The organism is Achromobacter sp. GW823-FHT04E03 (assembly GCF_058796095.1).
Genome location: NZ_JBXAIJ010000002.1, coordinates 326,994 through 352,822, shown reverse-complemented (window position 1 = coordinate 352,822; position 25,829 = coordinate 326,994). Strand labels below are relative to the sequence as shown.

The 25,829-nt window shown below is 66.8% G+C and carries 26 protein-coding genes and 1 riboswitch; of the genes, 11 read left to right on the top strand and 15 right to left on the bottom strand.

What is annotated here, in order from left to right; genetic code table 11:
* Positions 1 to 66 precede the first annotated feature (66 nt).
* Entirely contained in the window at positions 67 to 846 is a 780-nt protein-coding gene (locus AC1RHV_RS12945) for an SDR family oxidoreductase (RefSeq protein ID WP_175160135.1), read from the top strand.
* Positions 847 to 883: 37 nt separating this feature from the next.
* On the opposite strand, the gene ilvB is transcribed toward AC1RHV_RS12945, so the two are convergent.
* Positions 884 to 2,704: a biosynthetic-type acetolactate synthase large subunit gene (ilvB, locus tag AC1RHV_RS12940; protein ID WP_492301755.1), complete on the bottom strand. Its 1,821-nt coding sequence runs from the start codon at positions 2,702 to 2,704 to the stop codon at positions 884 to 886.
* A 93-nt stretch (positions 2,705 to 2,797) separates the two neighbouring features.
* On the opposite strand from ilvB, the gene AC1RHV_RS12935 reads away from it, so the two are divergent.
* Complete coding sequence (locus tag AC1RHV_RS12935; protein ID WP_013390823.1) at positions 2,798 to 3,268, top strand: Lrp/AsnC family transcriptional regulator; 471 nt, start codon at positions 2,798 to 2,800, stop codon at positions 3,266 to 3,268.
* Positions 3,269 to 3,276: 8 nt separating this feature from the next.
* Here AC1RHV_RS12935 and AC1RHV_RS12930 read toward each other — a convergent pair whose 3' ends face one another.
* Positions 3,277 to 4,197, bottom strand: coding sequence for a bestrophin family protein (locus AC1RHV_RS12930; protein WP_054455719.1), 921 nt, complete (start codon positions 4,195 to 4,197; stop codon positions 3,277 to 3,279).
* A gap of 104 nt (positions 4,198 to 4,301) precedes the next feature.
* Between AC1RHV_RS12930 and AC1RHV_RS12925 the strand changes: the two genes are divergently transcribed.
* Together AC1RHV_RS12925 and ribB are read left to right on the top strand one after the other, a co-directional pair.
* Entirely contained in the window at positions 4,302 to 4,823 is a 522-nt protein-coding gene (locus AC1RHV_RS12925; protein ID WP_054455721.1) for an SET domain-containing protein, read from the top strand.
* A 111-nt stretch (positions 4,824 to 4,934) separates the two neighbouring features.
* A riboswitch (FMN riboswitch) is annotated at positions 4,935 to 5,089 on the top strand.
* Between the two features lie 111 nt (positions 5,090 to 5,200).
* Positions 5,201 to 5,920: a 3,4-dihydroxy-2-butanone-4-phosphate synthase gene (ribB, locus tag AC1RHV_RS12920; RefSeq protein ID WP_013390820.1), complete on the top strand. Its 720-nt coding sequence runs from the start codon at positions 5,201 to 5,203 to the stop codon at positions 5,918 to 5,920.
* 38 nt (positions 5,921 to 5,958) lie between these two features.
* Here the strand turns inward: ribB and AC1RHV_RS12915 are convergent, their stop codons facing one another.
* Positions 5,959 to 7,158 (bottom strand): arabinose transporter, encoded by a 1,200-nt coding sequence (locus AC1RHV_RS12915; RefSeq protein WP_492300980.1) that lies wholly within the window; start codon positions 7,156 to 7,158, stop codon positions 5,959 to 5,961.
* 149 nt (positions 7,159 to 7,307) lie between these two features.
* Here AC1RHV_RS12915 and AC1RHV_RS12910 point away from each other — a divergent pair, with 149 nt between their 5' ends.
* The gene (locus tag AC1RHV_RS12910) at positions 7,308 to 8,003 is read left to right on the top strand and encodes a TetR/AcrR family transcriptional regulator (protein ID WP_492300978.1); all 696 of its coding nucleotides are present in this window, start codon (positions 7,308 to 7,310) and stop codon (positions 8,001 to 8,003) included.
* Between the two features lie 21 nt (positions 8,004 to 8,024).
* On the opposite strand, the gene AC1RHV_RS12905 is transcribed toward AC1RHV_RS12910, so the two are convergent.
* The 7 genes from AC1RHV_RS12905 to AC1RHV_RS12875 all read right to left on the bottom strand — a co-directional run bounded on the left by AC1RHV_RS12905 (position 8,025) and on the right by AC1RHV_RS12875 (position 13,271).
* The gene (locus AC1RHV_RS12905; RefSeq protein WP_054455939.1) at positions 8,025 to 8,534 is read right to left on the bottom strand and encodes a nucleoside 2-deoxyribosyltransferase; all 510 of its coding nucleotides are present in this window, start codon (positions 8,532 to 8,534) and stop codon (positions 8,025 to 8,027) included.
* A 5-nt stretch (positions 8,535 to 8,539) separates the two neighbouring features.
* Positions 8,540 to 9,109 carry a flavin reductase family protein gene (locus AC1RHV_RS12900; protein ID WP_054455727.1) on the bottom strand — a complete coding sequence of 190 codons (570 nt, stop codon included), beginning with the start codon at positions 9,107 to 9,109 and terminating at the stop codon, positions 8,540 to 8,542.
* Positions 9,110 to 9,119: 10 nt separating this feature from the next.
* The gene (locus AC1RHV_RS12895; protein WP_082401097.1) at positions 9,120 to 9,578 is read right to left on the bottom strand and encodes a nuclear transport factor 2 family protein; all 459 of its coding nucleotides are present in this window, start codon (positions 9,576 to 9,578) and stop codon (positions 9,120 to 9,122) included.
* A gap of 134 nt (positions 9,579 to 9,712) precedes the next feature.
* Positions 9,713 to 10,324 carry an NAD(P)-dependent oxidoreductase gene (locus AC1RHV_RS12890; RefSeq protein ID WP_054455731.1) on the bottom strand — a complete coding sequence of 204 codons (612 nt, stop codon included), beginning with the start codon at positions 10,322 to 10,324 and terminating at the stop codon, positions 9,713 to 9,715.
* A 262-nt stretch (positions 10,325 to 10,586) separates the two neighbouring features.
* Positions 10,587 to 11,513 (bottom strand): 2-dehydropantoate 2-reductase, encoded by a 927-nt coding sequence (gene panE, locus AC1RHV_RS12885; RefSeq protein WP_054455733.1) that lies wholly within the window; start codon positions 11,511 to 11,513, stop codon positions 10,587 to 10,589.
* Between the two features lie 51 nt (positions 11,514 to 11,564).
* Entirely contained in the window at positions 11,565 to 12,494 is a 930-nt protein-coding gene (locus tag AC1RHV_RS12880) for a DedA family protein/thiosulfate sulfurtransferase GlpE (RefSeq protein ID WP_054455735.1), read from the bottom strand.
* A gap of 135 nt (positions 12,495 to 12,629) precedes the next feature.
* On the bottom strand, positions 12,630 to 13,271 hold the full coding sequence (locus AC1RHV_RS12875; protein ID WP_119449791.1) for a hypothetical protein: 642 nt from the start codon (positions 13,269 to 13,271) through the stop codon (positions 12,630 to 12,632).
* 729 nt (positions 13,272 to 14,000) lie between these two features.
* On the opposite strand from AC1RHV_RS12875, the gene AC1RHV_RS12870 reads away from it, so the two are divergent.
* The 5 genes from AC1RHV_RS12870 to AC1RHV_RS12850 are packed head-to-tail and all read left to right on the top strand — an operon-like array spanning position 14,001 to position 19,972.
* Positions 14,001 to 15,032, top strand: coding sequence for a BMP family protein (locus AC1RHV_RS12870; RefSeq protein ID WP_082401099.1), 1,032 nt, complete (start codon positions 14,001 to 14,003; stop codon positions 15,030 to 15,032).
* Complete coding sequence (locus AC1RHV_RS12865) at positions 15,029 to 16,558, top strand: ABC transporter ATP-binding protein (protein WP_492300975.1); 1,530 nt, start codon at positions 15,029 to 15,031, stop codon at positions 16,556 to 16,558. Before AC1RHV_RS12870 ends, AC1RHV_RS12865 begins: the two co-directional genes overlap by 4 nt.
* A 49-nt stretch (positions 16,559 to 16,607) precedes the next feature.
* Positions 16,608 to 17,681 (top strand): ABC transporter permease, encoded by a 1,074-nt coding sequence (locus tag AC1RHV_RS12860; RefSeq protein WP_054455738.1) that lies wholly within the window; start codon positions 16,608 to 16,610, stop codon positions 17,679 to 17,681.
* 10 nt (positions 17,682 to 17,691) lie between these two features.
* Entirely contained in the window at positions 17,692 to 18,642 is a 951-nt protein-coding gene (locus AC1RHV_RS12855; RefSeq protein ID WP_054455740.1) for an ABC transporter permease, read from the top strand.
* A gap of 49 nt (positions 18,643 to 18,691) precedes the next feature.
* Positions 18,692 to 19,972 (top strand): amidohydrolase family protein, encoded by a 1,281-nt coding sequence (locus AC1RHV_RS12850; protein WP_192493104.1) that lies wholly within the window; start codon positions 18,692 to 18,694, stop codon positions 19,970 to 19,972.
* A gap of 33 nt (positions 19,973 to 20,005) precedes the next feature.
* On the opposite strand, the gene AC1RHV_RS12845 is transcribed toward AC1RHV_RS12850, so the two are convergent.
* From AC1RHV_RS12845 to AC1RHV_RS12830, 4 genes are all read right to left on the bottom strand, one after another.
* Positions 20,006 to 20,839, bottom strand: coding sequence for an AraC family transcriptional regulator (locus AC1RHV_RS12845; RefSeq protein WP_119449788.1), 834 nt, complete (start codon positions 20,837 to 20,839; stop codon positions 20,006 to 20,008).
* A gap of 79 nt (positions 20,840 to 20,918) precedes the next feature.
* Positions 20,919 to 21,992, bottom strand: coding sequence for an extracellular solute-binding protein (locus tag AC1RHV_RS12840; RefSeq protein ID WP_119449787.1), 1,074 nt, complete (start codon positions 21,990 to 21,992; stop codon positions 20,919 to 20,921).
* Between the two features lie 105 nt (positions 21,993 to 22,097).
* Complete coding sequence (locus AC1RHV_RS12835; protein WP_054455749.1) at positions 22,098 to 23,261, bottom strand: alpha-hydroxy acid oxidase; 1,164 nt, start codon at positions 23,259 to 23,261, stop codon at positions 22,098 to 22,100.
* Positions 23,262 to 23,466: 205 nt separating this feature from the next.
* Positions 23,467 to 24,363: a phytanoyl-CoA dioxygenase family protein gene (locus AC1RHV_RS12830; RefSeq protein WP_054455751.1), complete on the bottom strand. Its 897-nt coding sequence runs from the start codon at positions 24,361 to 24,363 to the stop codon at positions 23,467 to 23,469.
* A gap of 160 nt (positions 24,364 to 24,523) precedes the next feature.
* Between AC1RHV_RS12830 and AC1RHV_RS12825 the strand changes: the two genes are divergently transcribed.
* On the top strand, positions 24,524 to 24,820 hold the full coding sequence (locus AC1RHV_RS12825) for an acylphosphatase (RefSeq protein ID WP_054455753.1): 297 nt from the start codon (positions 24,524 to 24,526) through the stop codon (positions 24,818 to 24,820).
* A gap of 83 nt (positions 24,821 to 24,903) precedes the next feature.
* Here AC1RHV_RS12825 and AC1RHV_RS12820 read toward each other — a convergent pair whose 3' ends face one another.
* Positions 24,904 to 25,809 carry an EamA family transporter gene (locus AC1RHV_RS12820; protein WP_054455755.1) on the bottom strand — a complete coding sequence of 302 codons (906 nt, stop codon included), beginning with the start codon at positions 25,807 to 25,809 and terminating at the stop codon, positions 24,904 to 24,906.
* Positions 25,810 to 25,829: the final 20 nt, after the last annotated feature.

Here is a 25,829-nt window from a genome sequence, read left to right as displayed (position 1 = left end):
CGCTGCGGACCGGCGGAGCCGGATCCGCGCGGCCCTGATTGAGATAGAGCACTTTGGACGACTGACATGAACACGCTGCCGTATCTGCGCAACTTCGACCTGACGGGACAAGTCGCCCTGGTGACCGGCTCGGCCCGCGGGCTGGGCTTCTGTATCGCGCGCGCATTGGCCGGCTGCGGCGCGCGCGTACTGATCAATGGCCGCAACGCCGAGGCCGTCGCGGCCGCGGCAGCTGAATTGACCGCCGCCGGCCTGGATGCGCATGCGCTGCCTTTTGACATCAGCGACGACGCCGCCATGGAACGCGCTTTCCAGGACATAGACCGCGACCACCACCGCCTGGACATCCTGGTGAACAACGTCGGCGCGCGCAACCGCAAGACGCTGCGCGACACCAGTCCCGCCGAGATCCGCGAACTCATCGACACCGACATGGTCGCCGGCATGCTGCTGGCCAAGTTCGCCGCCGAGCGCATGGTGCGCCAGGGCAGCGGCCGCCTGATCGCCATCACCTCGGTGGTGGGCGAGCTGGCGCGCTCGGGCGATGCGGTCTATCCCGCGGCCAAGCAGGGGTTGACGGGCATGGTGCGCGCGCTGGCGGCAGAGTTCGGCGGCCACGGCATCACCAGCAACGCCATCGCGCCCGGCACCTTCGCCACCGAGACCAATGCCGCCATGGTGGCGGACCCCGATGTGGGCCCGCGCATCGCCACGCGCAATCCCATGGGACGCTGGGGCGAACCGGAAGAAATCGCGGGCGCCGCCGTATTCCTGGCGTCGCCCGCGGCGTCATATGTCAACGGGCACGTGCTGGTGGTGGACGGCGGCTTGTCGATTCAGTTCTGAAGCAGGGCGCAGGGCTGCGCATGCCGCCCTGCGGCGATCAGGTCGTCTCGTCCTGATACCAGACGCCTTCGGCCAGCATCATCTTCTGATGCCCGTGCCCAGCAGGCATCATCGGGAAGCAGTTCTCCTGCGCCGCGACCGCCACGTCCAGGAAGTAGGGGCCGTCATGCGCCAGGCATTCGGCGAGCGCGGCATCCAGCTTTGCCGGATCGTCCACGCGGGCCGCGCCCCAGCCGAAGGCGCGGGCCAACGCCACGAAGTCGGGCAGCGAGGCGTTGTAGCTGTGGCTGTAGCGCCCGCCGTGGATCAGCTCCTGCCATTGCCGCACCATGCCCATGTAGCCGTTGTTGCACAACACGACCTTGACGGGCGTCTGGTGCTGCATGGCGGTGGACAGTTCCTGGATGTTCATCAGCACCGACGCGTCGCCGCTGACGCAGACCACGGTCTTGTCCGGATGGGCGACCTGCGCGCCGATGGCGGCGGGCACGCCATAGCCCATGGTGCCGGCGCCGCCGGAGGTCAGCCAGCGGTTGGGCTTGTCGAAGCGCAGGTACTGCGCGGCCCACATCTGGTGCTGGCCCACGTCGGTGGAAACGATGGCATCGCGGTCGGACAGCGCGTCGTTCAGGCGCGCCATCAGATGCTGCGGCAGGATCGCGTCGGCCGCCGGGGTATAGCCGAGGCAGTCCTGGGCGCGCCAGACGTCGATACGCTTGTACCAGGGCGCCAGCCGCGCCGCGTCCATGGGTTCCTCGCCGAGTTCGGCGCGCAGCGCGCGCACCAGCGGCAGGCAGTCGCCCACCAGCGCCACGTCCACGCGCACCACCTTGTTGATGGAAGCCGGGTCGATGTCGATGTGGATCTTGCGCGCATGCGGGCAGAACTCCGACAGCTTGCCGGTGATGCGGTCATCGAAGCGGGCGCCGATGCAGACCACCAAGTCGGCGTTATGCATGGCCAGGTTGGCCTCGACCGTGCCGTGCATGCCCAGCATGCCGACGAACTGCGCGTCGGACGCGGGGAATGCGCCCAGGCCCATGAGGGTCAGGGTGCAGGGCGCGCCGGTGTGGCGCACCAGGTCGGTAAAGGCCTCGCAGGCCTCGGGGCCGGCGTTCACCAGCCCGCCGCCGCCGTAGAAGATGGGGCGCTTGGCCTGCGCGATCAAGGCGGCGGCGCGACGCACGGCCGACTGCGGCAGCTTGGGCGCCAGCTTGCCCGCCTGGCGGCGTGCGCGCAGCGCGGCCAGCTTCTGTTGCGAGGGCACGGCATCATCGTCCGCGTCGCGAGGCACGGCCAGCTGCACGTCCTTGGGGAAGTCCAGCAGCACCGGGCCGGGGCGGCCCTGGCGGGTCAGCTCAAAAGCGCGGGCCGTCACCGCTGCCACGTCGTCCACCGAACGGACCTGCGTATTCCATTTGGTCACGGAGCGAGAGATGCCGATGGCGTCGCACTCCTGGAAGGCGTCCGTGCCGATGGCGGCCGTGGCAACCTGGCCGCTGATACAGAGCACCGGGATCGAATCGCACATGGCATCCAGCAGGCCGGACGTGGTGTTGGCCATGCCCGGACCGGAAGTGACGAAGACCACGCCGGTGCGGCCGGTGCTGCGAGCATAGCCTTCGGCAGCATGCACGGCGGCCTGTTCGTGCCGTACCAGCACGTGGCGCAGGCGCGGCTCGGCGTACAGGGCGTCGTACAGCGGCAGCACCGCGCCGCCGGGGTACCCGAAAATGGTATCCACGCCACACGCGATCAGCGTATCGAGCAGAATTTTCGCCCCGTTGTCAGCGGGGCGTTCAGTGGCGGCAAGCGCGGCGGCGGCGGTGGGGTGCAGGCGATCGTTCATGCTATCTATCTTATTCGTAGATCGGAAGAATATTTATCTTCTTTTCCACGGATAACCGCCGGACGGAGTAAATTTATCTTTGATTTTAAGGAATCAAAGAAAATGAACCTGGACAAATTTGATCTCGCCATACTCAAGGTGCTGCAGGACAACGCGCGCGCCAGCCTGAACGACATCGGCGCGGCGGTGGGCCTGTCGTCCACGCCGTGCTGGAACCGCATCAAGCGCATGGAAAGCGCAGGCGTCATCCGCGGCTATACGGTGGACATCGATCCGGCCAGCCTGGGTTTCATGGACACGGTCATTGTCCACGTCACCCTGGAGAGCCACAGCGAGGAAACGCTGTACGAGTTCGGCCGGGCGCTGGCGCAGATACCCGAGGTCCTCGAAGCCTTCCTGGTCTCGGGCGACTACGACTATTACATCCGCATCGCCGTGCGCGACACCCGCGACTACGAACGGCTGCTGCGCGAACAGCTCTACCGCATCCCGGGCATCCGGCACAGCAAATCCTGCTTTGTGCTGCGCCGGTTGAAGGAAACCAAGCTGCCGTTGACGGGATTGGCGGAATAGGCTCCGCCCTAGCGCAGCACGAAATCCACCGGCACGGCGGGCTCGGGCAGAGGCCGCACGCCCAGGCCTTCCAGGAGGTCGATCTCGATCACCCGGGCCAGCGCCGACAGCGGCAGGTCGTTCTCGTCGGAGCCGAAGGGGTCTTCCAGTTCATCACCCACCGCGTCCAGGCCGAAGAAGGTGTAGGCCACGATGGTGACGGCCGCCGGCATCATGTATTCCAGCGTGCCCACCAGGCCGAAGGGCAGCAACAGGCAGAACAGCCAGGCCGTGCGATGCAGCAGCAGCGAATAGGCGAAGGGCGAGGGCGTGAACTTGATGCGCTCGCAAGCCGCCTGGATGGCGGCGCAGGCGGCCACGCGCTGGGTCAGGGCCTGGTACAGGATGTCGCTCAGCTCCCCGCGCCGCAGACAGGCCGCCAGGTCGCGGTTGATGGCCATGAGCAGGGCGTCGGGCACGTTGCGGCAGCCGTTGAGGGTCTCGGCCTCGTCCTGCTGCACCCAGGGGCGCGCGGCAGAAGCCATGTCTTCCTGACGCAGCCGCGCCGCCAGCGCGTAGCCGAAGCCGATGCAACGGCGCACGATGCGTTCCTGCACCGGGTTGGCGGTGCTGGCCGCCAGCAGCACCGCGCTTTCGCGCGCCAGGCTGCGCGCCTGCACGATCAGTTCGCCCCATTGCTTGCGCGCTTCCCACCAGCGGTCGTAGCAGACGTTGTTGCGAAAGCCCATGAACACGGACAGGGCCAGGCCGAACAGCGAGAACGGCACCGCCGACAGATGGGCGGGCGAGAACCATGCCTGGTGGTACATCCACACCACGAAGCAGGACAGCGCCGTGATGACGAGGATGCGGCTGAGGATCCGCGGGATGATGGACCCGCGCAAGACAAAGAACAAAGCCAGCGCGGAAGGACGCGGACGGACAATCATGGTGCTAACCGGAGGAACAAGGCGGCGCACACTATACGCCCATCAAGCTGTCAAAAACGCGCCGATATAATTCTGTTTCGTCTCACCGCCACTTCCATCGAGCAATGACCAACGAAGACACCCCGATCAAGCCCTGGTATGCCGTCCGCCGCTCCAAGCTGCACGGCAACGGCGTCTTCGCCGCGCGCAAGATTCCCGCGGGCACGCGCATCATCGAGTACGGCGGCGAACGCATCAGCGCCAAGGAAGCCGACCGCCGTCATCCGACCAATCCGGACGATCCCTTCCACACTTTCTTCTTCGCACTGAGCTCCGGCCGCGTGATCGACGGCGGCGACCAGGGCAATGATGCGCGCTGGATCAACCATTCCTGCCAGCCCAACTGCGAAGCCCAGGAAGGCAAGCACGGCAAGCGCGTCTACATCGTCGCGCTGCAGGACATTCCGCGCGGCACCGAGCTGTCGTATGACTACGGCCTGGTGCTGGACGGCCGCATCACCAAGAAACTGAAGGAAGGCTACCGCTGCCTCTGCGGCACGCCGCCGTGCCGCGGCACCATGCTGGCGCTGCCGGCCAAGAAGAAAAAGAAAGCCGACGAGCCCGAGGCCGTCGAAGCCGGCGCCTGAGCATCAGCGGGGTCCGACCCCGCCCCGCCGAAGACCCCAGGCGCAGCAAGCGTATTCCGGCCCCAGCCCCGGACAGGCGTACAATCCGCAAGGTCGTTAACACGACATGCAGTACGTCTTCAGGGCGGGGTGTAATTCCCCACCGGCGGTATGCCATGCAATATGGCGAGCCCGCGAGCGCCCGGCGTCCTTCACGGACACCGGGGTCAGCAGATCTGGTGAGATGCCAGGGCCGACGGTCATAGTCCGGATGAGAGAAGATGTGCCGGCACAACGGTAGCACCGGGCGCACCCGCGCCCGGACTGCCGTATTGCGTTCGGCTGTCGAGTAGCCCTGAAACGTTTTTCGCCCCTTTCAACTTGCGAGAGCGTTTCAAATGTCCAACGTTACCCTTACCCCGCAGTCCCCCATCCCCAGCCTGGCTTCGCAGCCTTTTGCCGCCCGCTTGCAGCGCGCCCTGCATCATCTGCGCCTGGGCCGTCCCGTCATTCTCATGGACGATTTCGACCGCGAGAACGAAGCCGACCTGATCGTGGCCGCCGACAAGCTGACCGTGCCTGTGATGGCGCAGCTGATTCGCGACGGCAGCGGCATCGTCTGCCTGTGCCTGCCCGGCGAAACCCTGGACCGGCTTGAATTGCCCCCCATGGTCCAGCGCAACCAGAGCCGCTTTGCCACCGCCTTCACCGTTTCCATCGAAGCGCGCGAAGGAGTCAGCACCGGCGTGTCGGCCGTGGACCGCGTCACCACCATCCGCGCCGCCATTTCGCCGTCGGCGCAAAGCGATGACATCGTCAGCCCGGGCCATGTGTTCCCGCTGCGCGCCCAGCCGGGCGGCGTGCTGACCCGCCGCGGCCACACCGAAGGCTCGGTGGACCTGGCCGTGCTGGCCGGCCTGCGCCCGGCCGGCGTACTGTGCGAACTGATGAATGCCGACGGCACGATGATGCGCGGCGCCGCGCTTGAGCGCTATGCCGCGCAGCACGGACTGGTGGCGCTGACCATCGCGGAACTGGCCGACCATCTGCAACAGCTGAAGGACGGCCAGGCCGAGGCGATCGACGACGAAGTGCTGGAGATGGCCGCGACGGTCTGATCTTGAGCAGGCGGCGCCGGAACCGGCGGCCGCCTTTTTTACCTACGCGTCCTGAGCGCCATGGCGACGACCATCGCCGCCAGCGCGCACGCGCCGCCCATCGCATACACCGCGCCATAGCCTTGCTCGCCGGCCAGCCAGCCCGCCGCCGGACTGCTCAGTCCCAAAGCCACGTCCAGGAAGGCCACATACGCCCCCATGGCAGCGCCCCGGCTGGCCGCCGGCACGCGGCGCACGGCTTCCACGCCAAAAGCGGGGAATGCCAGCGAATAGCCCGCGCCCGTCAGCAGCGCGCCGGCATAGGCCCATGCCGGCGTGGTTCCGGTCCAGATCAGCCACTGCCCCGCCGCTTCAATCAGCACGCACACCAGCGCCACGCGCGCGCCGCCCAGCTTGTCCGGCAGGCCGGCAAAGAACACCCGCGCCAGGATGAAGCCCACGCCGAACGCAGTGAACATCCACGCTGCGCCATCCCAACCACGCTGCGAAAACAGCAGGCTGACGAACGCAGTGATCACGCCAAAGCCGACGCTGGCCAGCGCCAGGCCCGCGCCGGGCAGCAGCACCAGACCCAGCACTTTGTAGAAAGGCGTACGCACGCCGCCTGCCGCACGCACCCCGCGCAAAGGCAGCACCAGCGCCAGGGCCGCCAGGGGAATCAGCGCCGTGGCCCAGGCGATGCCCGCAAAGCCCGTGACGCCGTAGAGCCGCATGCCGGCGGGCGCGCCCAGCGCATAGGCGGCGTAGATCGCCACGCCGACCCAGGCCATCACGCGGCCCGCGTTCTGCGGCCCCACGCGGCCCACGCCCCAACTCAGGGCGCCGGTGACGATCAGGCTTTCGGCGCAGCCCATCAGCGCGCGTCCGGCCAAGAGCGCGGCCAGCGCCGCCTGCGGCCGCGCCGACAGGTCATCGGCCAGCAGATAGAACAGGCCCGCGATGGAGCCCAGCACAAAACCGCCCACCACCGCGCGCTTGGCGCCGCGGCGGTCGGCAAGCGAGCCCGCATAGGCGCGCGACAACAGGGCGGCGGCGAACTGCAGGCCGGCCACCACCCCGACCACCAGCGCGCCCAGCGCCAGCGTGCCGTCCACATACAGAGGCAGCACCGGCATGGGCAGGCCAATCATGAAGAACCCGACGAATACCGCCAGCGCGAGCGGCAGCACTTGCGCGAAGACAGAGCGCACGGGCCCCTGGGCCGCGGGCATGACCCCGGCCGTCGATGAATGCGACATTGAATTTCCTTAAGTGAGAGATGCGCAAACCGGAACCAGTTTGAAAACCGCCGATGGCATAATCCCCGTGTGCGGGCGATGAACCGGATTGCCTGCTGGAAATTTTATGAGCCATTGCTCATATTCGATACTCGCCTTTCACAGTACCCATGACCGCCATCCCACAGCCCCGGAAATCGCCGCGCCAGCTCAGATCCCAGCACACCGTAGAGACGATTTTGCAAGCCACGGCTCGCGTTCTGGCCACCCACGGCTATGCGGGCACCAATACCAATCTGATCGCGGAAACAGCCGGCGTCAGCGTCGGCTCGCTGTATCAGTACTTCCCCAACAAGAACGCCCTGATCGCGGCGCTGCACAACCGCCACGACAACCAGATGCTGGACGTCATCGACTCGGTCCTGGACAGCAATCCCGCGGCCACGCTGCGCGAGCGCGTCGCGGCCATCGTCGAGGCGATGCTGCACGCCCACCTGCTGGAACCCGCGCTGCACCGCGTGCTGGAAAGGGAGTTTCCGCTGTTCGACCAGCCGCACGAACACAGCCGCGCGGACCAGGATATCCACAGGCGCATGCGCCATCTTCTGGAACTGCATCGCGCCGAAATCGCGCAGCAGGACCGGGATCTGGCGACCTATGTGGTGTTGCGCATCATGGAGTCACTGGTGCATGCCGCGGCGCTGGAACCGCCCGCGGGATTCTCGACGCAGCAGTTGGAACAGGCCGTGGTCAACGCGGTGATGGGATACCTGGGCGAACCCGCCGCGCGCCGCGCGCCGCCGAAGGCAGCGAAGGCAGCGAAGGCAGCGAAGGCAGCAAAGGCAGCGAAAACGGCGCGCAGCTAGCCGCGCCATGGTTCGGGACGGTCAGCGGCCCGGTTCGCGGGCCATCTGCGCCAGGCAGTCGGCGGCGCTGCCCGTGACGATGCGGGCGCTGCACGCCAGCATCAGATTCAGGTTCAGGCCGAAGTCTTCCACGGTGTAGCCCTCGGCATCGACCATGCGCGATGCGCCGTCGTCTGCCGCAGCCCCCACCGCCACCTGATCGATCAACGAGCCTGCCTGGCCGGTGTAAGCCCATACCGGCTTGCCGCAGGCAATGGCGTAGCCGACTTCAAATGCCGTGCCCGAATCGGGTTCGGCGCCGCGAAACGGATTGAGGTTCGCCATCACCATGTCCGCGCGCCGGATGAGCGCGACGTTCTCGCGATAGATCCATTGGGCCAGCGCCTGGCCGGACAAGCCCTGCGGCGCTTCATTGTCCAGCGGAAACAGGCCGTCGAAACCGTAGGTGGCGCACAGCGCCTTCAAGCGTTTGCCGTGCGCCGCCGCATCAGGCAGGAACACGTCGAAACCCGCCAGATATACGCTGCGCATCATGGTTACTCCGGATCGGAAACGTTGAAGGCTTCGCCGGTGGCGAAGAAGGAGCCGCCCGCCACGTAATGGACCGAACGGCGCTCGTCGTCGGGGAAATGCCAGCGATTGCCGGAAAACACTTCAGGCGCGGCCCACGCGGCCACGACTTCGCCGATGAAGAGGTCGTAGGCCTGCTGGTTGTGCGGTTCGGGCACGACGCGGCATTCCAGCCAGCCCAGGCAACCGCTGATGAGCGGCGCGCCGATCTTGCTGGCGGGGAAGGTCGTCAGGCCGCTGGCCTGGAATTTGTCTTCGTCGCGCCCGGAATCGGTGCCCACCCGCAGCGTGGCGCGGGCCTGCGCGCGCGACGGGATGCACAGCGCGAATTCGCCCGACGCCTCGATCAGGCCGCGCGTGTAGGTGTTCTTGTCCACCACCACCAGCATCTTGGGCGGACTGAAGTCCAGGGGCATGGCCCAGGCGGCCGCCATGACGTTGCGCGCATCGCCATGGGCGCTGGTCACCAGCACCGTGGGGCCGTGGTTCAGCAGCAGATAGGCGCGGGACAGGTCTACGGGTTCGATGCTGGACATGCGGCGCTTCCTAGAACATGCCGTTCTTGTTGGCGGGATTCTCCGGGATTTCCTGGCTCACGTCCCAGTGTTCCACGATCTTGCCGTCCTCCACCCGGAAGATGTCCATCACGGCCTGGCCGCGGTCTTCCGGCGAATCGCGCCACAGGTTGTGGATCAGCACCAGGTCGCCCTCGGCAATCACGCGCTTGATTTCAACGATGGACTGCGGATGCTGCTCGAAATAGGCGGGAAAGAAATCCACCAGCGGACCAACGCCATCCTGCATATAGGGGTTGTGCTGGACGTAATTCGGGCTGACGTACAGGCGCACCGCCTCGTCGACGTCGCGGTCCTGGAACATCATGCGAAAGAACGCCACCACGAGGTCCTTGTTGGACTGGGGTGCGGCCGCGCTAGCCGGCGCGGCTGCCAGACAGGTGGCGGCAACCAGCAGACATAGGGCCAACGATTTCAACTTCATACGCATACGGGGCAAACTCAGGTGTCGGAACGCCGGCTGGCGGTGCGCCAGTTTACAAACAAAAACATGGATTCCGGGCCTAGGCCCCCAATGGAAAGGGCCTCTTGCCGAGGCCCTTCGTGATCCGCGGACGGCCGGGATCAATAGCCGACGGTATAGCGGCGGCGCGAATGCTTGGGCGTTTCGAGTTCATCGACCAGCGCAATGGCATAGTCTTCCATCGAGATCCAGCTCTTGCCTTCGTCATCGGCCAGCAGGGTGTCATCGCCCAAACGGAACTGGCCAGTGCGCTCGCCCGGCTCGAACAGCGCCGAAGGCGACAGGAAGGTCCAGTTCAGCACTTTTTCATGGCGCAGCGTGTCCAGGAACACCACGCCGGCGCGCGCCTCGGGCTTGTAGGCATCGGGGAATTCGGGGGTGTCGATCAGCATCTTGCCTGGGGCGACCAGCAGGCTGCCCGCGCCGCCGACCACCAGCAGGCGCGGCACGCCCGCGTCCTTCACGGCGCTCAGGAGCGGCTTGGCGTCCGACGATACGAAGCGCGACGCGCTGATCACGGCGTCGTGGCCCTTCAGCAACGAGGTCAGCGCTTCGGGATCGGTGGCGTCGCCCTGCTTGATGGTCAGGCCGAGCTGCGGATTCACGTCGGACAGGTTGCGGGCGATGCCCGTGACCTGGTGGCCGCGCTTGAGCAATTCGTCCGCCACGCGCGAACCCACGCGGCCGGTGATTCCGATCAATGCAACTTTCATGGTCTTGCTCCTTGGGTAGGGGAGCCAGAGCCGCCGCAACTTGCGGCGCAACGCTCCGGCTCAGGCAAAGCCATACTATTCGTACAAATCCGATCAAAAAACCCGTAAAACCGGATGAGTTTTTTGCAATTTATGCACCAATACCTGGCAAACCCACCCGGAACGAACCGAAGAGGCAGCCCTGCCGGCGTCTTCGCCGCCGTCAGGCCAGTGTGCTCCCGGCGGGCCCGCTTGAACAGGGGGCCGCCAGACAGGGCGGCGTTCAGGCCGCGGCGCGCTGCGCCTGATAGACCTGCAGATGCGCGTAAGCCGTGCGCAGGTAGGTCGCGTCCACGCCCAGGGTGCGGGCGCGCCGCACCATGTCGCCGACGATGTGGTCGGCCTCCACCGGCAGTCCCTGGCTCAGGTCGCGGAACATCGACGCGGTGACGGGCTGGGTACGGTCGGTAATCAGCTTGCGCGCCGAGGCGTCAGCCTCCGGCCGCACGGCGTGGCCCGACGCGGCGGCAACGGCCTGCGATTCCTGCAGCAGCCCGCTCATGATGTCGATGCCGTCGTCGGTAGAGGCAATCTGCCCGACCGAGCCGCGCATCAGGCAGGTGGCTGCGGCCAGCGTGGTCAGGAACACGTATTTTTCCCAGATGTCCTGGTAGATGTCGGTGCTCAGGCGGCTGACGTATTCGCCGCCGGCCAGGGCCTGTTCCAGCGCGACGCAGCGTTCGCTGCGGGCGGGGCCGGCGCGTTCGCCGAAGACGATGTTGGCGTACTTGCCCAGATGCACCACTTCGCCCTCGGGGCCCAGGGTGGCGTTGATCTGGCACAGTCCGCCCAGCACACGATGCGGCTCGAATTCGCGGTCCAGCACGTCGTACTGCAGCACGCCGTTCATGATTGGCAGCACGGCGGTATCGGGCCCGACCGCGGGACGGATGGCCTCGATGGCGCTGGCCAGGTCATAGGCCTTGCAGCTCAGCACCACCACGTCGTAGCTGCCTTGCAGGGTCTGTTGCGTGACCAGCTGCGGCTGCAGCGTGGCATCGCCCAGCGGGCTCTTGATGCGCAGGCCCTGTTCGCGGATCCGCGCGGCGCGCGGCTCGCGCACCAGGAAGGTCACGTCCGCGCCCGCCTGGGCCGCCCGTCCGCCAAAGTAGCCGCCGGTGCCGCCGGCGCCCAAGAACAAAATCCGCATGCCTGTCTCTCCTTGTAGGCCGCCCGCCGTCTGCGCGGGCTCATGGCGGAATTATGCGCCTTGCGGGGGGAGCGGGTGTTCGTGCTCCTGCCAGGCTTGGTAACCGCCGCGCAAGGCCCAGGTCTTGGGGTAGCCCGCGGCGCGCAGCCGCGACGCCAGCAGCGCGGCCGACACCTCGTTGGGGCAGGCGCAGTACACGACGATGTCGGATTCCAGCGCCTGGGCATCCAGCCGGGGCAAGGGCGCTTTCAGGTCCACGGCGATGGCGCCGGGGATGCGCTGCTCTTCGCGCACCGCCTCGGGGCGCACGTCGAACACCAGCGCATTGCGGCCGTCCTGGCGCCACTGCATCAGCTCGTCCACTGACAGGCGCGGAATCACGCGCAGGCTGCGCAGCAGGATCCGGCGCCGCAGGAAGCGCGCCAGGATGTACAGCGCCAGCACCGCCGCCAGCACGCCCAGCCCCATCGCACCGTAGGTGCCTAGGATTTCCAGCACATCGTTGACCACGTTGTGGAACAGGCCGCCCAGCAGCAGGGCCGAACCCGACCAGATCAGGGAGCCCACGATGTCGTAGCCCAGGAAACGGCGGTAGGGCGTACCCGTCAGGCCCGCCATCACGGTGGACAACGCCCCCGCGCCAGGCAGGAACTTGCACACCAGCAGCGCGCGCACGCCGATGCGCAGGTACAGGCGCTGCGTCTGCCGGATGCAGGAGTCCTGCGACAGCGACATCTTGCAGATCACGCCCAACAGGCGCGAGCCGTAGCGCTGGCCGGCCACGTACCAAAGGCTGTCGGCCAGCAGGCAGGCGACCGTAGCCGCCATCCAGGGCACGAGCCACCCACCTGCGCCGGCCAGCGCGCCGGCGGCAATCAGCATGGGATAGGCGGGCACCGGCAGGCCGGCCTGCTCGACCAGCACGTTGGCGAACACCAGCCACCCGCCGTACTGTTCCAGCAGCAGTTGTATATCTTGCATGGGGTCTTCCAGCTTGCCACGCCACGCGCGCGGCTCATGCCTGGGATTTTAGGCGCGCGGGCCCTGGATCGGGGTGTGGGCAGCCGCAACGGCCCGTTCCATGCATCGAATTTCGTTCAGTCTGGGCTGGACGGTTCAAATCGCCGCGCATTCAGCCCATCTCGCTGGCAAGGAGTCGTGATGGACGAGCCAGCGGTTGATGCCCGGATCGATCCAATCCAGGACCTCCTGGATATCGCCATGGATATCCTTCACCGAAGGCTCTACCCACAGCAGCGGTTCATGGTGCATGACCCGGTTGCGCAAATCCCGAATGCGGTTCAGGGACGAACTGATCGGGCCACGTCGGCGCTTGGCTTTCGGACAGGTGGGAAAGGCCAGGAGGAGGCGCCCCCATAACGTGCGCCCATGCTGGGCATTGAACAGCCGCGTCCACGATCCAAAAGTCAATTCGGCAACGATCTTGTCAGTAGTGACGCGTTCCCGGCGTCGCTGGATCTTGATCCCCGCGTCTCCCACCGCCACGTGCAGCCACTCGAACTCAGGGGAGGGCAGACCATTCCACCAGTCGGCGCTTCCCATCGACCTGCTCAGGCTTCGATGGACGGCGTTGCGAAGAACGATCTCCATTGTCTGCAAGGCGGGCATCAGCGCCTGCGCCAACCGGACATTGTGATCGTAGGCAACGGCCGCCCGCAACGCGTCTCCGCCATAGCTGTTCAGATAGCGCCCCATTCGCGGGGCGGAGAACACCGTTTCCCGCAGTTTCCATTCCATTAGTCCTATTCTCCCCTTCCAAGCAGGGCGCTCCTGCACACATCGCCGAAAGCTTGGTTGAAAGTCATGCTCAAAAACGGTACAGTCAACGCGCTGCCCTAGAAAAGCCACTCCCAGATGTGAATGCTGGTGATGCAACTAGGTCCGAACGATGGCCCCACTTCGGTGGGGCCTCCCTATTTGTGCGACCGATACGTCAAGTCGGCCCGCACCGCCGCCACTCTCTCAGACTGGCGTGTACCTGCCCGCTCTGTTTCCTTCGCCAGTGTGCAAACAGAGTTCAAGGCCCAATAATGAAGCGTCGCCAGGATTCTTGCCCCCTGCCCAGATGAAATTTCAGACTCCCTGAACTTTGACCTGGTTACGCACTCTGTCCACCCCTTGGCAGACACGCACCGCTCTGGTGCCACCAATCCCCGCCAGGGTGCCTATAATCCTGCCCGGCCATCAGGTTTCCCCGACTTGTCGCGGGAATGCCCCATGGCATACAAATTGCTTCGCCAGGGCTGGCTGCGAACCCGACCATTCGGATGGGTGCGCCTCCTGGCGCTCCCATTCGATGACCGATCCCACGCCCTCGTTCCCGTACGCTAGCCCCGGCACGCCTGCCAGCGGCTGCCATAGGGAACCGGGCGCTGCCGCGCGCGCAGCAGCGGCGCGCAGGACGGCGTCGAACGCGCATCGCCTCCAATTCCCATCCCTTTCCCTCCCTTCGCAGGAGTCACCCGCATGAAAGCCTCTTCCACCCCGTCCGTCGCCGGCATCGCCCGCCGCGGCCTGCTCAAGCTGGCCGCGGCCGCCGCCGGCGCGCTGATGTTCTCGGGCGCCGCCCTGGCCCAGGCGCCCGCCAAGACCAAGGTCGCCGCCATCTACACGGTGCCGGTCGAACAGCAATGGGTGTCGCGCATCCACAAGGCGCTGGTCGCGGCCCGCGATCGCGGCGAGATCGAATACACGTTCTCGGAAAACGTCACCAACGCCGACTACGAGCGCGTGATGCGCCAGTACGCGGAACAAGGCAACAAGCTGGTGGTGGGCGAGGCCTTCGCCGTGGAAGCCGCCGCCCGCAAGGTGGCCAAGGACTATCCGCAGACCGCTTTCCTGATGGGCTCCTCGGGCAAGCCGCAGCAGCCCAACTTCTCGGTGTTCGACAACTACATCCAGGAACCCGCCTACCTGACCGGCATGATCGCCGGCGGCATGAGCAAGACGGGCAAGATCGGCCTGGTGGGCGGCTACCCCATTCCTGAAGTGAACCGCCTGATGCACGCCTTCATCGAAGGCGCCAAGGAAGTGAACCCGCAGGCCGAATTCACCGTGACCTTCATCGGTTCCTGGTTCGATCCCCCGAAGGCCAAGGAAGCCGCCTTCGCCATGATCGACAAGGGCGCGGACGTGCTCTACGCCGAGCGCTTCGGCGTGTCGGACGCCGCCAAGGAACGCGGCAAGCTGGCCATCGGCAACGTCATCGACACGCAGCAGCAGTATCCGGAGACCGTGGTCGCCTCGGCGCTGTGGAGCATGGAACCCACCATCGAGGAAGCGCTCAAGCAGGTGCGCGCCGGCACGTTCAAGGCCGACGACTACGGCCAGTATTCTCTGATGAAGCACAAGGGTTCCTCGCTGGCGCCGCTGGGCACCTTCGAAAGCAAGATTCCCGCCGACCTGATGGCCAAGGTCCAGGCCAAGCAGAAGGCCATCCTGGACGGCAGCTTCAGCGTCAAGGTCAACGACAAAGAACCCAAGTCCTCGGCACGATGAACCACGCGCCTCTCGCCCTGCAACTGACGGGGATCACCAAACGCTTTGGCAGCCTCACGGCCAACGACGACATATCGCTCACGCTGCGCCAGGGCGAAGTGTTGGCCTTGCTGGGCGAGAACGGCGCCGGCAAATCGACCCTGGTGTCGATCCTGTTCGGCCATTACGTGGCCGACGCCGGCAACATCGAAGTCTTCGGCCAGGCCTTGCCGGCCGGCCGGCCCGACGCCGCGCTGGCGGCCGGGGTCGGCATGGTGCATCAGCACTTCACGCTGGCCGACAACCTGACCGTGCTGGACAACATCATGGTCGGCACGGAATCGCTGTGGAAGCTGGCGTCCGGCCGCGGCAAGGCGCGCCAGCGCCTGGTTGAACTCGGCCAACGCTTCGGCCTGGGTGTGGATCCGGACGCGCGCGTCGGCACGCTGTCAGTCGGCGAGAAGCAGCGAGTCGAGATCCTGAAGGCGCTGTACCGCGGCGCGCGCGTCCTGATCCTGGACGAGCCGACCGCGGTGCTCACGCCGCAGGAAGTGCAGGACCTCTTTGCCACCCTGCGCGGCTTCGTCGATGAAGGCCTGGCCGTGATCTTCATCTCGCACAAGCTCGACGAAGTCATGGCGGTGTCGGGCCGCGTGGCGGTACTGCGCCAGGGCAAGCTGGTGGCCGAGCGCGAAACCGCCAGCACCAGCCCGGCCGAATTGGCCGAGCTGATGGTGGGCCGCAAGGTCGTCATGCCGCACGCCGAAGCCGTGGCCGCGGCCGAGCAGGCCGCGCCCGTAGTGACCTTGTCTCAAGTGACCGTGCGCGACGGTCGCGACGGGACGACGCGCCTGGACAGCCTGGACCTGGTTGTCCACAAGCACGAAATCGTGGCGATCGCAGGCGTGGCCGGCAACGGCCAGCAGGCGCTGGTGTCGGTGCTGACCGGCCTGCGCCAGCCCACCGACGGCACCATCCGCCTGGGCCCCGAGCATGCGGCGGCGCCCACGACGCCGGCCGGCTGGACCGCGGCCCACGTCGGCCGCATCCCTGAAGACCGCCACGGCGAAGGCGTGATCGGCGACAGCCCCTTGTGGGAAAACGCCATTGTCGAAGACCTGAAGGACCCGCGCTTCGCGCGTTGGGGCCTGATCCGGGCGCGTGCCGGCAAAGCCTATGCCCAGGCCCTGGCCAAGCAGTTCGACGTGCGGGCCGCGTCGCTGGACGTACGCACCCGCAGCCTGTCCGGGGGCAACATGCAGAAGCTGATCCTGGGCCGCACGCTGGCGCGCGAACCGCGCTTCATCGTGGCCGACCAGCCCACCTGGGGCCTGGACATCGGCGCGGTCGCCTATGTACGCGAGCAGTTGCTGGCAGCGCGCACCCGTGGCGCAGGCGTCCTGCTGGTATCCGAGGACCTGGAAGAGATCTTCGCGCTGGCCGACCGCATCGCCGTGCTGTGCGGCGGCAAGCTGATCGCCGTGAAGCCGGTGTCCGAATGGACGCCCGCCACGGTGGGCCTGGCCATGACGGGCACGCAGGGATGAAAACCCGCTGCGTCCCGCGCGTCTCCACTACCTATCGAGCATTACTCGCATGAAACTGATCCTGGAACGCCGCCCGGAGCCCAGCCGCCTGGCGCTGGCCCTGGCGCCCTTCGCGGCCATCGCCTTCACGCTGGCGGTCTGCACCCTGCTGGTGGCCTGGGCTGGCGCCCCCGTGGGCCGCACCTATGCCTTGCTATTCGAAGGCGCGTTCGGCTCGCGCTTTGCGCTGTCCGAAACACTGACCCGCGCCACTCCGCTAATGCTGACCGGCCTAGCCTGTGCAGTGGCATTCCGCGCGCGCTTCTACAACATCGGCGCCGAGGGCCAGCTATATCTGGGCGCACTGGCCGCGGTGGCGGTGGGCGGCCTGCATGACGGCACCGGCTTCGACCTGCCCGTGCCCGCGCTGTTTGCCGGCATGATGCTGGCGGCAGCCCTGGCCGGCGCCTTGCTGCTGCTGATCCCCGCCATTCTCAAGACCCGGCTGGGCGTGGATGAAGTGGTGACCACGCTGCTGGGCAACTTCATCGTGCTGCTGTTCGTGTCGATGATGCTGGACGGCCCCATGAAGGATCCCATGGCCATGGGCTGGCCGCAGTCCGTGGCGCTCAACGGCGACCTGGAGCTCGGCAAGCTGATCGAGCGCACCCGCGCCCATACCGGCCTCTTGTGGGCGGCCGGCCTGGCGCTGGGGCTGTGGCTGCTGAATCGCTATACCGTGTTCGGCTTCCAGATGCGCGCGGTCGGCGCCAACGCGCACGCCTCGCGCTTCCTGGGCTTGCCGGTGAACCGTGTGATGCTGGGCACCGCCATGCTGTCGGGCGCGCTGGCCGGCCTGGCCGGCGCGATCGAAGTAGCGGGCCGCACCGGCTACGTCACGCTCGATATGTCGCCGGGCTATGGCTACACCGGCGTGGTGGTCGCCATGCTGGCCGGCCTGCATCCGCTGGGCGTGATCCTGGCCAGCCTGTTCGTGGCCGGCATGCTGGTGGGCGCGGACAGCATGAGCCGCGCCATTGCGGTGCCGAACTACATCGCCGACGTCATCGTCGCCACTTCGTTGCTCGCCATGCTGGTCGCGACGCTATTCGCGCAGTACCGCCTGCGCCGCAACCGGGCCTGAGGAGCGCGCCATGGAATGGATGGATCTGATGAGCTCGTCGGCGTTCTGGGTGGCGGTACTGCGCCTGGCGACGCCGCTGATACTGGGCACGCTGGGCGTACTGCTGTGCGAGCGCGCGGGCGTGCTGAACCTGGGCATCGAAGGCATCATGGCCGCCGGCGCCTTCACCGGCTGGCTGGTGGTGTACCTGGGCGCGCCGCTCTACGTGGGCGTGCTTGCAGCCGCGTTTGCGGGCGCCGTGTTCGGCCTGCTGCACGCCGTGCTGACCGTGCCGCTGGGCCTGTCGCAGCACGTGTCCGGCCTGGGCGTGACGCTACTGGCCACCAGCCTGAGCTACTTCGCCTACCGCGTCACGTTTCCCAGCGTGAACACGCCGCCCACGATCACGCCGTTTGCGGAAATGAAGTTCCTGGACGGCATTCCGCTCATCGGGCCGGTGCTGGCGGGGCAGACGCCCATGACCTTGCTGGCCCTGGCCGCAGTGCCGATACTGGCCTGGGTGCTGAACCGCACGCCCGTCGGCCTGGCGATCCGCATGGTGGGCGAAAACCCGGCCGCGGCCGAAGGGCAGGGCCTGTCAGTGACGCGCCTGCGCATGGGCGCCATCGTGGCAGGCTCCGCACTGATGGGCGTGGCCGGCAGCTTCCTGACGCTGGCGGCGTTCAACGCCTTCTTCTTCAACATGGTCAACGGCCGCGGCTGGGTTTGCGTGGCGTTGGTGGTGTTCGCGTCGTGGCGGCCCGGCAAGGCGCTGCTGGGCGCACTGATCTTCGCCTTCTTCGACGCGCTGCAATTGCGCATGCAGCAAGGCGGCGCAGCGCTGCCCGGCCTGCCGGAGTTGCCGTACCAGGTCTATCTGATGCTGCCCTACGTCCTGTCCATCCTCGCCCTGGTGGTGATGGCGCGCCGCGCCGCCTACCCGCAAGCCCTGATGAAGCCCTACCGCAAGGGAGAGCGCTGAAGGTTGCGCGCAGTACCATGAACAACAGAAACCTTCCGCAAGGACTTCCATGCTCGATCTGATTCTTAGACACTGCACGCTGCCCGATGGCCGCCAGAACATCGACATCGGCATCGCCGGCGGCCGCATCGTGGCGCTGGAGCCGGCGCTGAAGGCCGAGGCCGCGCAGACCGTGGACGCGGCGGGCCAGCTGGTGGCGCCGCCTTTCGTCGACGCGCACTTCCATATGGACTCCACGCTGTCCTTCGGACTGCCGCGCGTGAATCAGTCCGGCACGCTGCTGGAAGGCATCGCGCTGTGGGGCGAGCTCAAGCCGCTGTTGACGCAGGAAGCGCTGGTCGAGCGCGCGCTGGCCTATTGCGACTGGGCCGTGGCGCGCGGCCTGCTGGCCATCCGCTCGCATGTGGACGTGTGCGATCCGCGCCTCCTGGCCACGGAAGCGTTGCTGCACGTGCGCGAGAAGGTCAAACCCTACCTGGACCTGCAACTGGTCGCGTTCCCGCAGGACGGCGTGTTGCGCGCCCCCGGCGCCCTGGACAACCTCAAGCGCGCGCTGGACATGGGCGTGGACGTGGTGGGCGGCATTCCGCACTTCGAACGCACCATGCAGGACGGCGCGGAATCGGTGCGCATCCTGTGCGAACTGGCGGCCGAACGCGGCCTGCGCGTGGACATGCACTGCGATGAAAGCGACGACCCGCTCTCGCGCCACATCGAGACGCTGGCGTACCACACGCAGCGCCTGGGCCTGCAAGGCCGCGTGACGGGTTCGCACCTGACGTCCATGCACTCCATGGACAACTACTACGTCTCCAAGCTGATTCCGCTGATGCGCGAAGCCGGCGTGTCCGCCATCGCCAACCCGCTGATCAACATCACGCTGCAAGGCCGCCACGATACCTATCCGAAGCGCCGCGGCATGACGCGCGTGCCCGAGCTGCTGGCCGCTGGCGTGCCCGTGGCTTTCGGCCATGACTGCGTGATGGACCCCTGGTACAGCCTGGGTTCGGGCGACATGCTGGAAGTGGCGCACATGGGCCTGCACGTGGCCCAGATGACGGGCCAGGACGCCATGCGCGCCTGTTTCGAAGCCGTCACCACCACGCCGGCCAGGATCCTGGGCCTGGACGAGACCGGCCTGGCCGTCGGCAAGCGCGCCGATCTGGTGCTGCTGCAGGCGCGCGACGCCGTCGAGGCGCTGCGCCTGCGCGCCACCCGCCTGATGGTGCTGCGCGCGGGGCAGGTAGTGGCGACCACGCCGCCCGCCACCGCCACCCTGAACCTGCCAGGCCGTCCGAGCCAGGTCAGCTTCCAGACGCCGGCCCGCTGAGCGCGTCGGGCGCGGCGCTCACACCGCCGCGCCTTACTTCAGCGGCATGCAGATACGCGTCTGCAATTGCGCCGGCGGCGTGGTGCGCGGGTCGTTCAGGTACTGCTCGAACATGGGAAAGTCCGCCGGCACCTCGCCGCTGGCCGGCAGCCATTGCGAGAACATCCAGTTGTAGGCCTTGTCCATCTCGTTATAGGGCCCGGTGTACGTCAGGATGGCGCAACGGCCTTCCGGAATCTCGAAGCGCTCCAGCTCGCCGCCCAGGTCGGCGTCCGGCGCCACCGACATGCCGGCCATGGACCGCAGCTGACTCGCAGGTACCTGCTCGGGGTCGTCGAAATACACGCCGTAGCCGATGGACTCCGGCTGCGCGATGCCGCGGCTGACGGCCAGCATGAAGGCGCGCGTGAACAGCGGGCCGATTTCCTGATAGCTGCCGCGATGCGACAGGACCGCCAGCGTCGCGCCCGGAAAGGTTTCGATCTTGATGGGATACATGCCTAGCTCCTGTGGGTCGAAGGGACGGGAGCGGACAGCCCGGTAGCGCCCCGGCGATATGCCGAAGGTCGCGCCGAATGCCCGGTTGAACGCTGCGTCCGACTCATAGCCGGCGCGCTGCGCCACCTCGCGCAAGGAAGCCTCGGAATTCCCCAACGCCACCGCCGCGCGGTGCATGCGGATGCGCTGCACGGTGGCGTTCACCGTCTCTCCCATCATGGCGCGGTAGACGCGATGGAAGTGGTACGGCGACAGGCAGGCCAGCTCGGCCAGCCGGTACAGGTCCGGATCGGCGTCGGGGTGGCTCGCCAGCCAGCGCAGGACGGGTTCCAGGCGCTGGCCATAGTGGTTCAGGGTTGCAGGCTTCATGCGGTCTCCTTGGAGAGCAATGTAGCGGGCCGGCCTTTGCAGATTTTGCGCTTTTTGCCCGACCCCGGGCAGGAGGCCGTCAGCGCCCGATCTCCCGGTTCCAGCGCGCGTTGAACGCGGGCCGGGTCTCGTTGATCTGATCCCAGTTCGGTATCTTGGCGTTCGACATATAACCCTGGAATCGCTGCAGCGCGTCCGCGTGGCCCGCTGGCGCCAGCACATTGCGGTTGGACGGGAAATGCCCGCCCATCTCCAGCGCCTTCGCTTGCGCCTGCTCGGACAGCAGGTACAGCGCCAGCTTCTGCGACAGCTCCGGTTCGCTATTGCCGGCGACCACGCACTCGCCCACCATCAGGATCATCGAGCCCTCCCTGGGCTGCGCATATTCCACGTGCACGCCGCGCTTCTTCAGGCGGGTGATGGCCGTGGGTGTCCAGGGAAATAGCACCGCCTCGTCGGCCTGCACCATGTCGGCCAGGCGCGCCGAATCCGGCAGGTATGCACGCACGTTCGGGCCGACCACAGCCGGCCAGTGCGCGAAGCCCGGTCCATAGTTCTGATCGTCGCCGCCCAGGATGCGGTTGATCATCAGGAACGCGTGCAGACCGAAGGTGCTGCTCGAAGCCGACTGGACCACGACCTGGCCCCGGTACTTCGGATCGGCGAGGTCCATCCACGACGTCGGCGGCGCCCAGCCCCGCTCGGCGAACACCTTGGTGTTGTAGCCCAGGCCAGTCATGCCGATGTCGATGCCCGCGGCCATGCGGTCCTTCTTCAGGGCGGTGGGGTACAGCTCCTTCAGCACCGGATCTTCGTTGAGCTGCGTGCACAATCCCATGGAAATCGCGCGCGCCATGACGCCGTCGTCCAGGAACATGAGATGCAGCCGCGGCTTGCCCTTGTCGGCCTGGGCGCGCGCCAGCACCTCGGTCGACATGCCCGGCACCACCACGATCCTGACGTTGTGGGCGCGCTCGAAATCCGGAAATACGTACTGCGAGAACGCGCGCGCCATGTCGCCGCCGTTCATGCCCACGTACAGCGTGGTCTGCTGCGCCGCCGCCCCGGCCGACAACAGCACCGCCAGAGCCGCGCCCAGCAGCCGCCTGCCTGCGCCCAGGCGGCGCTGCCCATCTTGTTTGTTACGCGTCATAGAGTCTCCTGCATGGGCTCATGCGACCTCGCCAACCGGCGCGCCAACGAAAAAAGCCTGGCACGCTACCGTATCCAGGCTTTTTCTCATGGGCCGCCGAACCGTTCAGTTCGGGTAGGTTCCGGGCAGCAGGATGCTGCGGTCGCCGGGCTCGATCGAGCGACGGCCGCACAGCGCCATCGTCGTATCCATTTCCTTGTACAGGATCTCCAGCACGCGGGTCACGCCAGCCTGGCCATAGGCCCCCAGGCCGTAAAGGAAGGCGCGGCCGATCATGGCGCCGCGCGCGCCCAGCGCCACGGCCTTCAGGATGTCCTGGCCGGAACGCACGCCGCCGTCCATCCACACTTCGATCTTCGAACCCACGGCGTCGGCGATCGAAGGCAGGGCGGCGATGGACGACATGGCGCCGTCAAGCTGGCGCCCGCCGTGGTTGCTGACGATGAGCGCGTCGGCGCCGCTATTGGCGGCCAGCTGCGCGTCCTCGACATCCAGGATGCCCTTGATGATGAGCTTGCCGCCCCAACGCTGCTTGATCCATTCGACGTCGTCCCAGCTCAGGCGCGGGTCGAATTGTTCGGCGGTCCATGCCGACAGGGAGGACAGGTCGCTCACGCCCTTGGCGTGGCCGACGATGTTGCCGAAGGTGCGGCGCTTGGTGCCCAGCATGCCCATGCACCAGCGCGGCTTGGTGGCCAGGTTGATGAGATTGCGCAGGGTGGGCTTCGGCGGAGTGGACAGGCCGTTCTTGATGTCCTTGTGGCGCTGGCCCAGGATCTGCAGGTCCAGCGTCAGCACCAGCGCCGAGCAGCCGGCGGCCTTGGCGCGGTCGATCAGGTTGGCGACGAACTCGCGGTCGCGCATCACATAGAGCTGGAACCAGAAGGGTTTCTTGGTGGCCGCGGCCACGTCTTCCAGCGAACAGATGCTCATGGTGGACAGCGTGAAGGGCACGCCGAAGTCCGCCGCCGCCTTGGCCGCCAGGATTTCGCCGTCAGCATGCTGCATGCCGGTCAGGCCCGTGGGCGAGATCGCCAGCGGCATGGTCACGTCGTGGCCCACCATGGTGGTGCGCAGCGACCGGCCTTCCATGTTCACCGCCACGCGCTGGCGCAGCTTGATCTTCTGGAAATCGCTTTCGTTGGCACGGTAGGTGCCTTCGGTCCAGGCGCCGGAATCCGCGTAGTCGTAGAACATGCGCGGCACGCGCTTCTGCGCAATGGCGCGCAGATCTTCGATGCAGGTGATCGTAGAAAGGTTAGCGGTCATGGAGTGGTCTATGGAGTGTTGGGGCGCCAGCTGCGGCTAGTTATTCTTGGACGCCGGGCCGCCAGCTGCGGGCAGCTCCAGCGATTGCGCGGGCCTCCCAGGCCTCGCAACGCCGCCCAGTATACGCGCCGAGGCCGGCAAGCGTTGCTTGCCGGCCTCGTTCGCCCCCCTTATCGCAGGGACTCTTGCGGCCCCTGCGCCCCCGTTATCGCGGCCAGACTTTGGACACGGCCCGGATCGTGGCCCAGGCCACCCAGCGTGGGCTGGTCAGCCGCGCGCCGGGCAGACGGCGCATCACGTCCACGGCCAGCCCGCCGCGCTTGTGCCACTGCTTCTTGCGGGTCTGGCTGTCGGTCCAGCGGCCCTCCAGCCACGGGAATTCGCGGCGGCCCGGCTTGTAGACCGGCGGCGTGTTGTAGATCAGGATGTAAGCCAGCCGCGGCGCCTGCGAGGTATTCGGCCCGGTGAAGTGCAGCGTGCGGGCGTCGTGCACCGTGATGCCGCCCGGGTCCAGGGGCTCCGGCACCGCCTGGTCGCGCGGAAAATCGCCGCAGCATTCCAGCGGATGCAGGGTCTTGTCGCCGCCCGGCGAACGGTGCTCCAGCACATCCCATTTGTTGGAACCCGGAATGAACTGCATGCAGCCGTTTTCCGTGGTGGCCGGCTGCAGCGCCAGCCAGATGCTGAGTTCGTTGTAGATGAAGTCCGGCGAGCGGAAAGCCTCGTCCTGGTGCCACGGCGTTTCCGGTCCGTGCGGCCCCGGTTTGAGCAGGGCGTGCTCGCCATACAGGGCGGCCTCGGGGCCCAGCAGCTGGCGCGCCAGCTCCAGGGTGCGCTCGTGGTACTCGGTCTTCAAGAGGCCCGGGGCATAATGGCGTGGATCGTGCAGGCTGGGAAACTTGGCGGGTTTGGACGGGTCGTCACGGCTCACAAAGTCATACTGCGCACCCTCGTTGTAGCCGGTCTTGTTCGCGAACAGGTCGAGCAGCGTCCTGCGGATGTAACCCACCTCGTCCTGCGGGCACATGTCCTTCAGGGCCAGGTAACCCTGTTCCCTGTAGCGCGCTGTCTCAGCTTCCGACAACAAACTGGTCTCTTCCATAATGGCTTCTCCAAGCTCTGGTAACGGGTGTTCCCGCTGGCACGTTTTGACATGAGCTCTAACGTATCGCCAGGCGTCCCCCCGGCCTATAGATCATCCGCCGTAGTCACTAACGTCTACGTACATCGCCGAGCGCGGCGCCTCATCCAAGAGAGAATCGATGCAAGACCCTAAAGCCGATACCCATATCGAGACCGTGCACGTCACGATCACCGGCACCGTGCAGGGCGTGGGCTACCGCCACGCCACGGTCCGGCGCGCCCACATGCTGGGCGCCAAGGGCTGGGTGCAGAACCTGCCGAACGGCACGGTCGAAGCCATGGTGCAGGGCACCGCCGACCAGGTCGACCACATGCTGGAATGGCTGCGGCGCGGCCCCCCGGGCGCCAGCGTGCAGGAAATCACCACCCGCCGGGAGTACACCGATAAGCGTTACATCCGTTTCGAACAGCTGTGAGGCCGTCGCCTCTGCTCGCCGTTATGGGCTAGTCTGGTCGGCCGATACGGACGCGAAAGGGAAAAAAGCGCCTGCCGGAAGGCTCAGCGCGTGCGCAGCCAGCGCCCGCCCAGCTGGTTGAAGAGCAGGCCGGCCAGCACGCAGGCCACGCCTACCCATTGCAGCGTCTCCAGGCGTTCGCCGAAGGCCACGGAAGCGGCCCATAGCCCCACCACGGGCACCAGCAACGAGAACGGTGCGATCTTGGCGGCGGCGTGGCGCGTGAGCAACTGCGTCCACAACGTGTAGGCCACCAAAGTGGCCAGCACCGCCAGGTACAACACCGACAGGATCTCTCCCCAGCCTATGTTCACGATCATGCCGACCACCGGCTGCCAGCCGTCGATCAGCACCGCCAGCAGCAGGAAAGGCAGCACCGGCGCGGCGCTGCTCCAGGCGATGAAGGCAAACGGGTCGTAGCCGGGCGACTTGCGGCTGGCCAGGCGCACGATTATGTTCGACACGGCCCACATGAACGCGCCGCCCAGCGTCAGCACGAAGCCCGCCATGGTCATCTGGCCCGGCCCTTCGCCGCGGCCGCCGGCGATGACCGCCAGCCCCAGCGCCGCCACGCCCAGCCCGATCCAGTGGTGGCGCTGCGCGCGCTCATGCAGGATGGGCGCGGCCAGCAGCAGCGTGAAGAAGGCCTGCGTCTGGATCACCAGCGAAGCCATGCCGGCCGGCATGCCGAACTTCAAGGCGGTGAACAGCAGTCCGAACTGGCCCAGGCCCTGGACCAATCCATACGCCGCGACCCAGCGCCACGGCAGCCTGGGCGCACGCACGAAGAGAATCAGGGGAAAGGCCGCCAGCGCGAATCTCAGGGCGCCCAGCAGCATGGGGGAGAGGCCCCGCATGCCGACTTTCATGGCGACGAAGTTGGTGCCCCAGATGACCACGACCGCCAGTGCGCAGAAATAGTCTTTTCGGGAAAGATGGGTCGTGGTCATGCGGCATTATCGCATCGCGA

What these genes read in the sequence shown, in the direction of transcription:
- AC1RHV_RS12870 (WP_082401099.1), top strand. Translation starts at nt 14,001, where the DNA reads ATGAAAGCCTCTTCCACCCCGTCCGTCGCCGGCATCGCCCGCCGCGGC.
- AC1RHV_RS12860 (WP_054455738.1), top strand. Translation starts at nt 16,608, where the DNA reads ATGAAACTGATCCTGGAACGCCGCCCGGAGCCCAGCCGCCTGGCGCTG.
- AC1RHV_RS12855 (WP_054455740.1), top strand. Translation starts at nt 17,692, where the DNA reads ATGGAATGGATGGATCTGATGAGCTCGTCGGCGTTCTGGGTGGCGGTA.
- AC1RHV_RS12850 (WP_192493104.1), top strand. Translation starts at nt 18,692, where the DNA reads ATGCTCGATCTGATTCTTAGACACTGCACGCTGCCCGATGGCCGCCAG.
- AC1RHV_RS12830 (WP_054455751.1), bottom strand. Translation starts at nt 24,363, where the DNA reads ATGGAAGAGACCAGTTTGTTGTCGGAAGCTGAGACAGCGCGCTACAGG.
- AC1RHV_RS12905 (WP_054455939.1), bottom strand. Translation starts at nt 8,534, where the DNA reads ATGCGCAGCGTATATCTGGCGGGTTTCGACGTGTTCCTGCCTGATGCG.
- AC1RHV_RS12845 (WP_119449788.1), bottom strand. Translation starts at nt 20,839, where the DNA reads ATGAAGCCTGCAACCCTGAACCACTATGGCCAGCGCCTGGAACCCGTC.
- AC1RHV_RS12825 (WP_054455753.1), top strand. Translation starts at nt 24,524, where the DNA reads ATGCAAGACCCTAAAGCCGATACCCATATCGAGACCGTGCACGTCACG.
- AC1RHV_RS12880 (WP_054455735.1), bottom strand. Translation starts at nt 12,494, where the DNA reads ATGCAAGATATACAACTGCTGCTGGAACAGTACGGCGGGTGGCTGGTG.
- panE (WP_054455733.1), bottom strand. Translation starts at nt 11,513, where the DNA reads ATGCGGATTTTGTTCTTGGGCGCCGGCGGCACCGGCGGCTACTTTGGC.
- AC1RHV_RS12935 (WP_013390823.1), top strand. Translation starts at nt 2,798, where the DNA reads ATGAACCTGGACAAATTTGATCTCGCCATACTCAAGGTGCTGCAGGAC.
- ribB (WP_013390820.1), top strand. Translation starts at nt 5,201, where the DNA reads ATGTCCAACGTTACCCTTACCCCGCAGTCCCCCATCCCCAGCCTGGCT.
- AC1RHV_RS12835 (WP_054455749.1), bottom strand. Translation starts at nt 23,261, where the DNA reads ATGACCGCTAACCTTTCTACGATCACCTGCATCGAAGATCTGCGCGCC.
- AC1RHV_RS12820 (WP_054455755.1), bottom strand. Translation starts at nt 25,809, where the DNA reads ATGACCACGACCCATCTTTCCCGAAAAGACTATTTCTGCGCACTGGCG.
- AC1RHV_RS12865 (WP_492300975.1), top strand. Translation starts at nt 15,029, where the DNA reads ATGAACCACGCGCCTCTCGCCCTGCAACTGACGGGGATCACCAAACGC.
- AC1RHV_RS12910 (WP_492300978.1), top strand. Translation starts at nt 7,308, where the DNA reads ATGACCGCCATCCCACAGCCCCGGAAATCGCCGCGCCAGCTCAGATCC.
- AC1RHV_RS12915 (WP_492300980.1), bottom strand. Translation starts at nt 7,158, where the DNA reads ATGTCGCATTCATCGACGGCCGGGGTCATGCCCGCGGCCCAGGGGCCC.
- AC1RHV_RS12930 (WP_054455719.1), bottom strand. Translation starts at nt 4,197, where the DNA reads ATGATTGTCCGTCCGCGTCCTTCCGCGCTGGCTTTGTTCTTTGTCTTG.
- AC1RHV_RS12895 (WP_082401097.1), bottom strand. Translation starts at nt 9,578, where the DNA reads ATGCGTATGAAGTTGAAATCGTTGGCCCTATGTCTGCTGGTTGCCGCC.
- AC1RHV_RS12875 (WP_119449791.1), bottom strand. Translation starts at nt 13,271, where the DNA reads ATGGAATGGAAACTGCGGGAAACGGTGTTCTCCGCCCCGCGAATGGGG.
- AC1RHV_RS12900 (WP_054455727.1), bottom strand. Translation starts at nt 9,109, where the DNA reads ATGTCCAGCATCGAACCCGTAGACCTGTCCCGCGCCTATCTGCTGCTG.
- AC1RHV_RS12840 (WP_119449787.1), bottom strand. Translation starts at nt 21,992, where the DNA reads ATGACGCGTAACAAACAAGATGGGCAGCGCCGCCTGGGCGCAGGCAGG.
- AC1RHV_RS12945 (WP_175160135.1), top strand. Translation starts at nt 67, where the DNA reads ATGAACACGCTGCCGTATCTGCGCAACTTCGACCTGACGGGACAAGTC.
- AC1RHV_RS12890 (WP_054455731.1), bottom strand. Translation starts at nt 10,324, where the DNA reads ATGAAAGTTGCATTGATCGGAATCACCGGCCGCGTGGGTTCGCGCGTG.
- AC1RHV_RS12925 (WP_054455721.1), top strand. Translation starts at nt 4,302, where the DNA reads ATGACCAACGAAGACACCCCGATCAAGCCCTGGTATGCCGTCCGCCGC.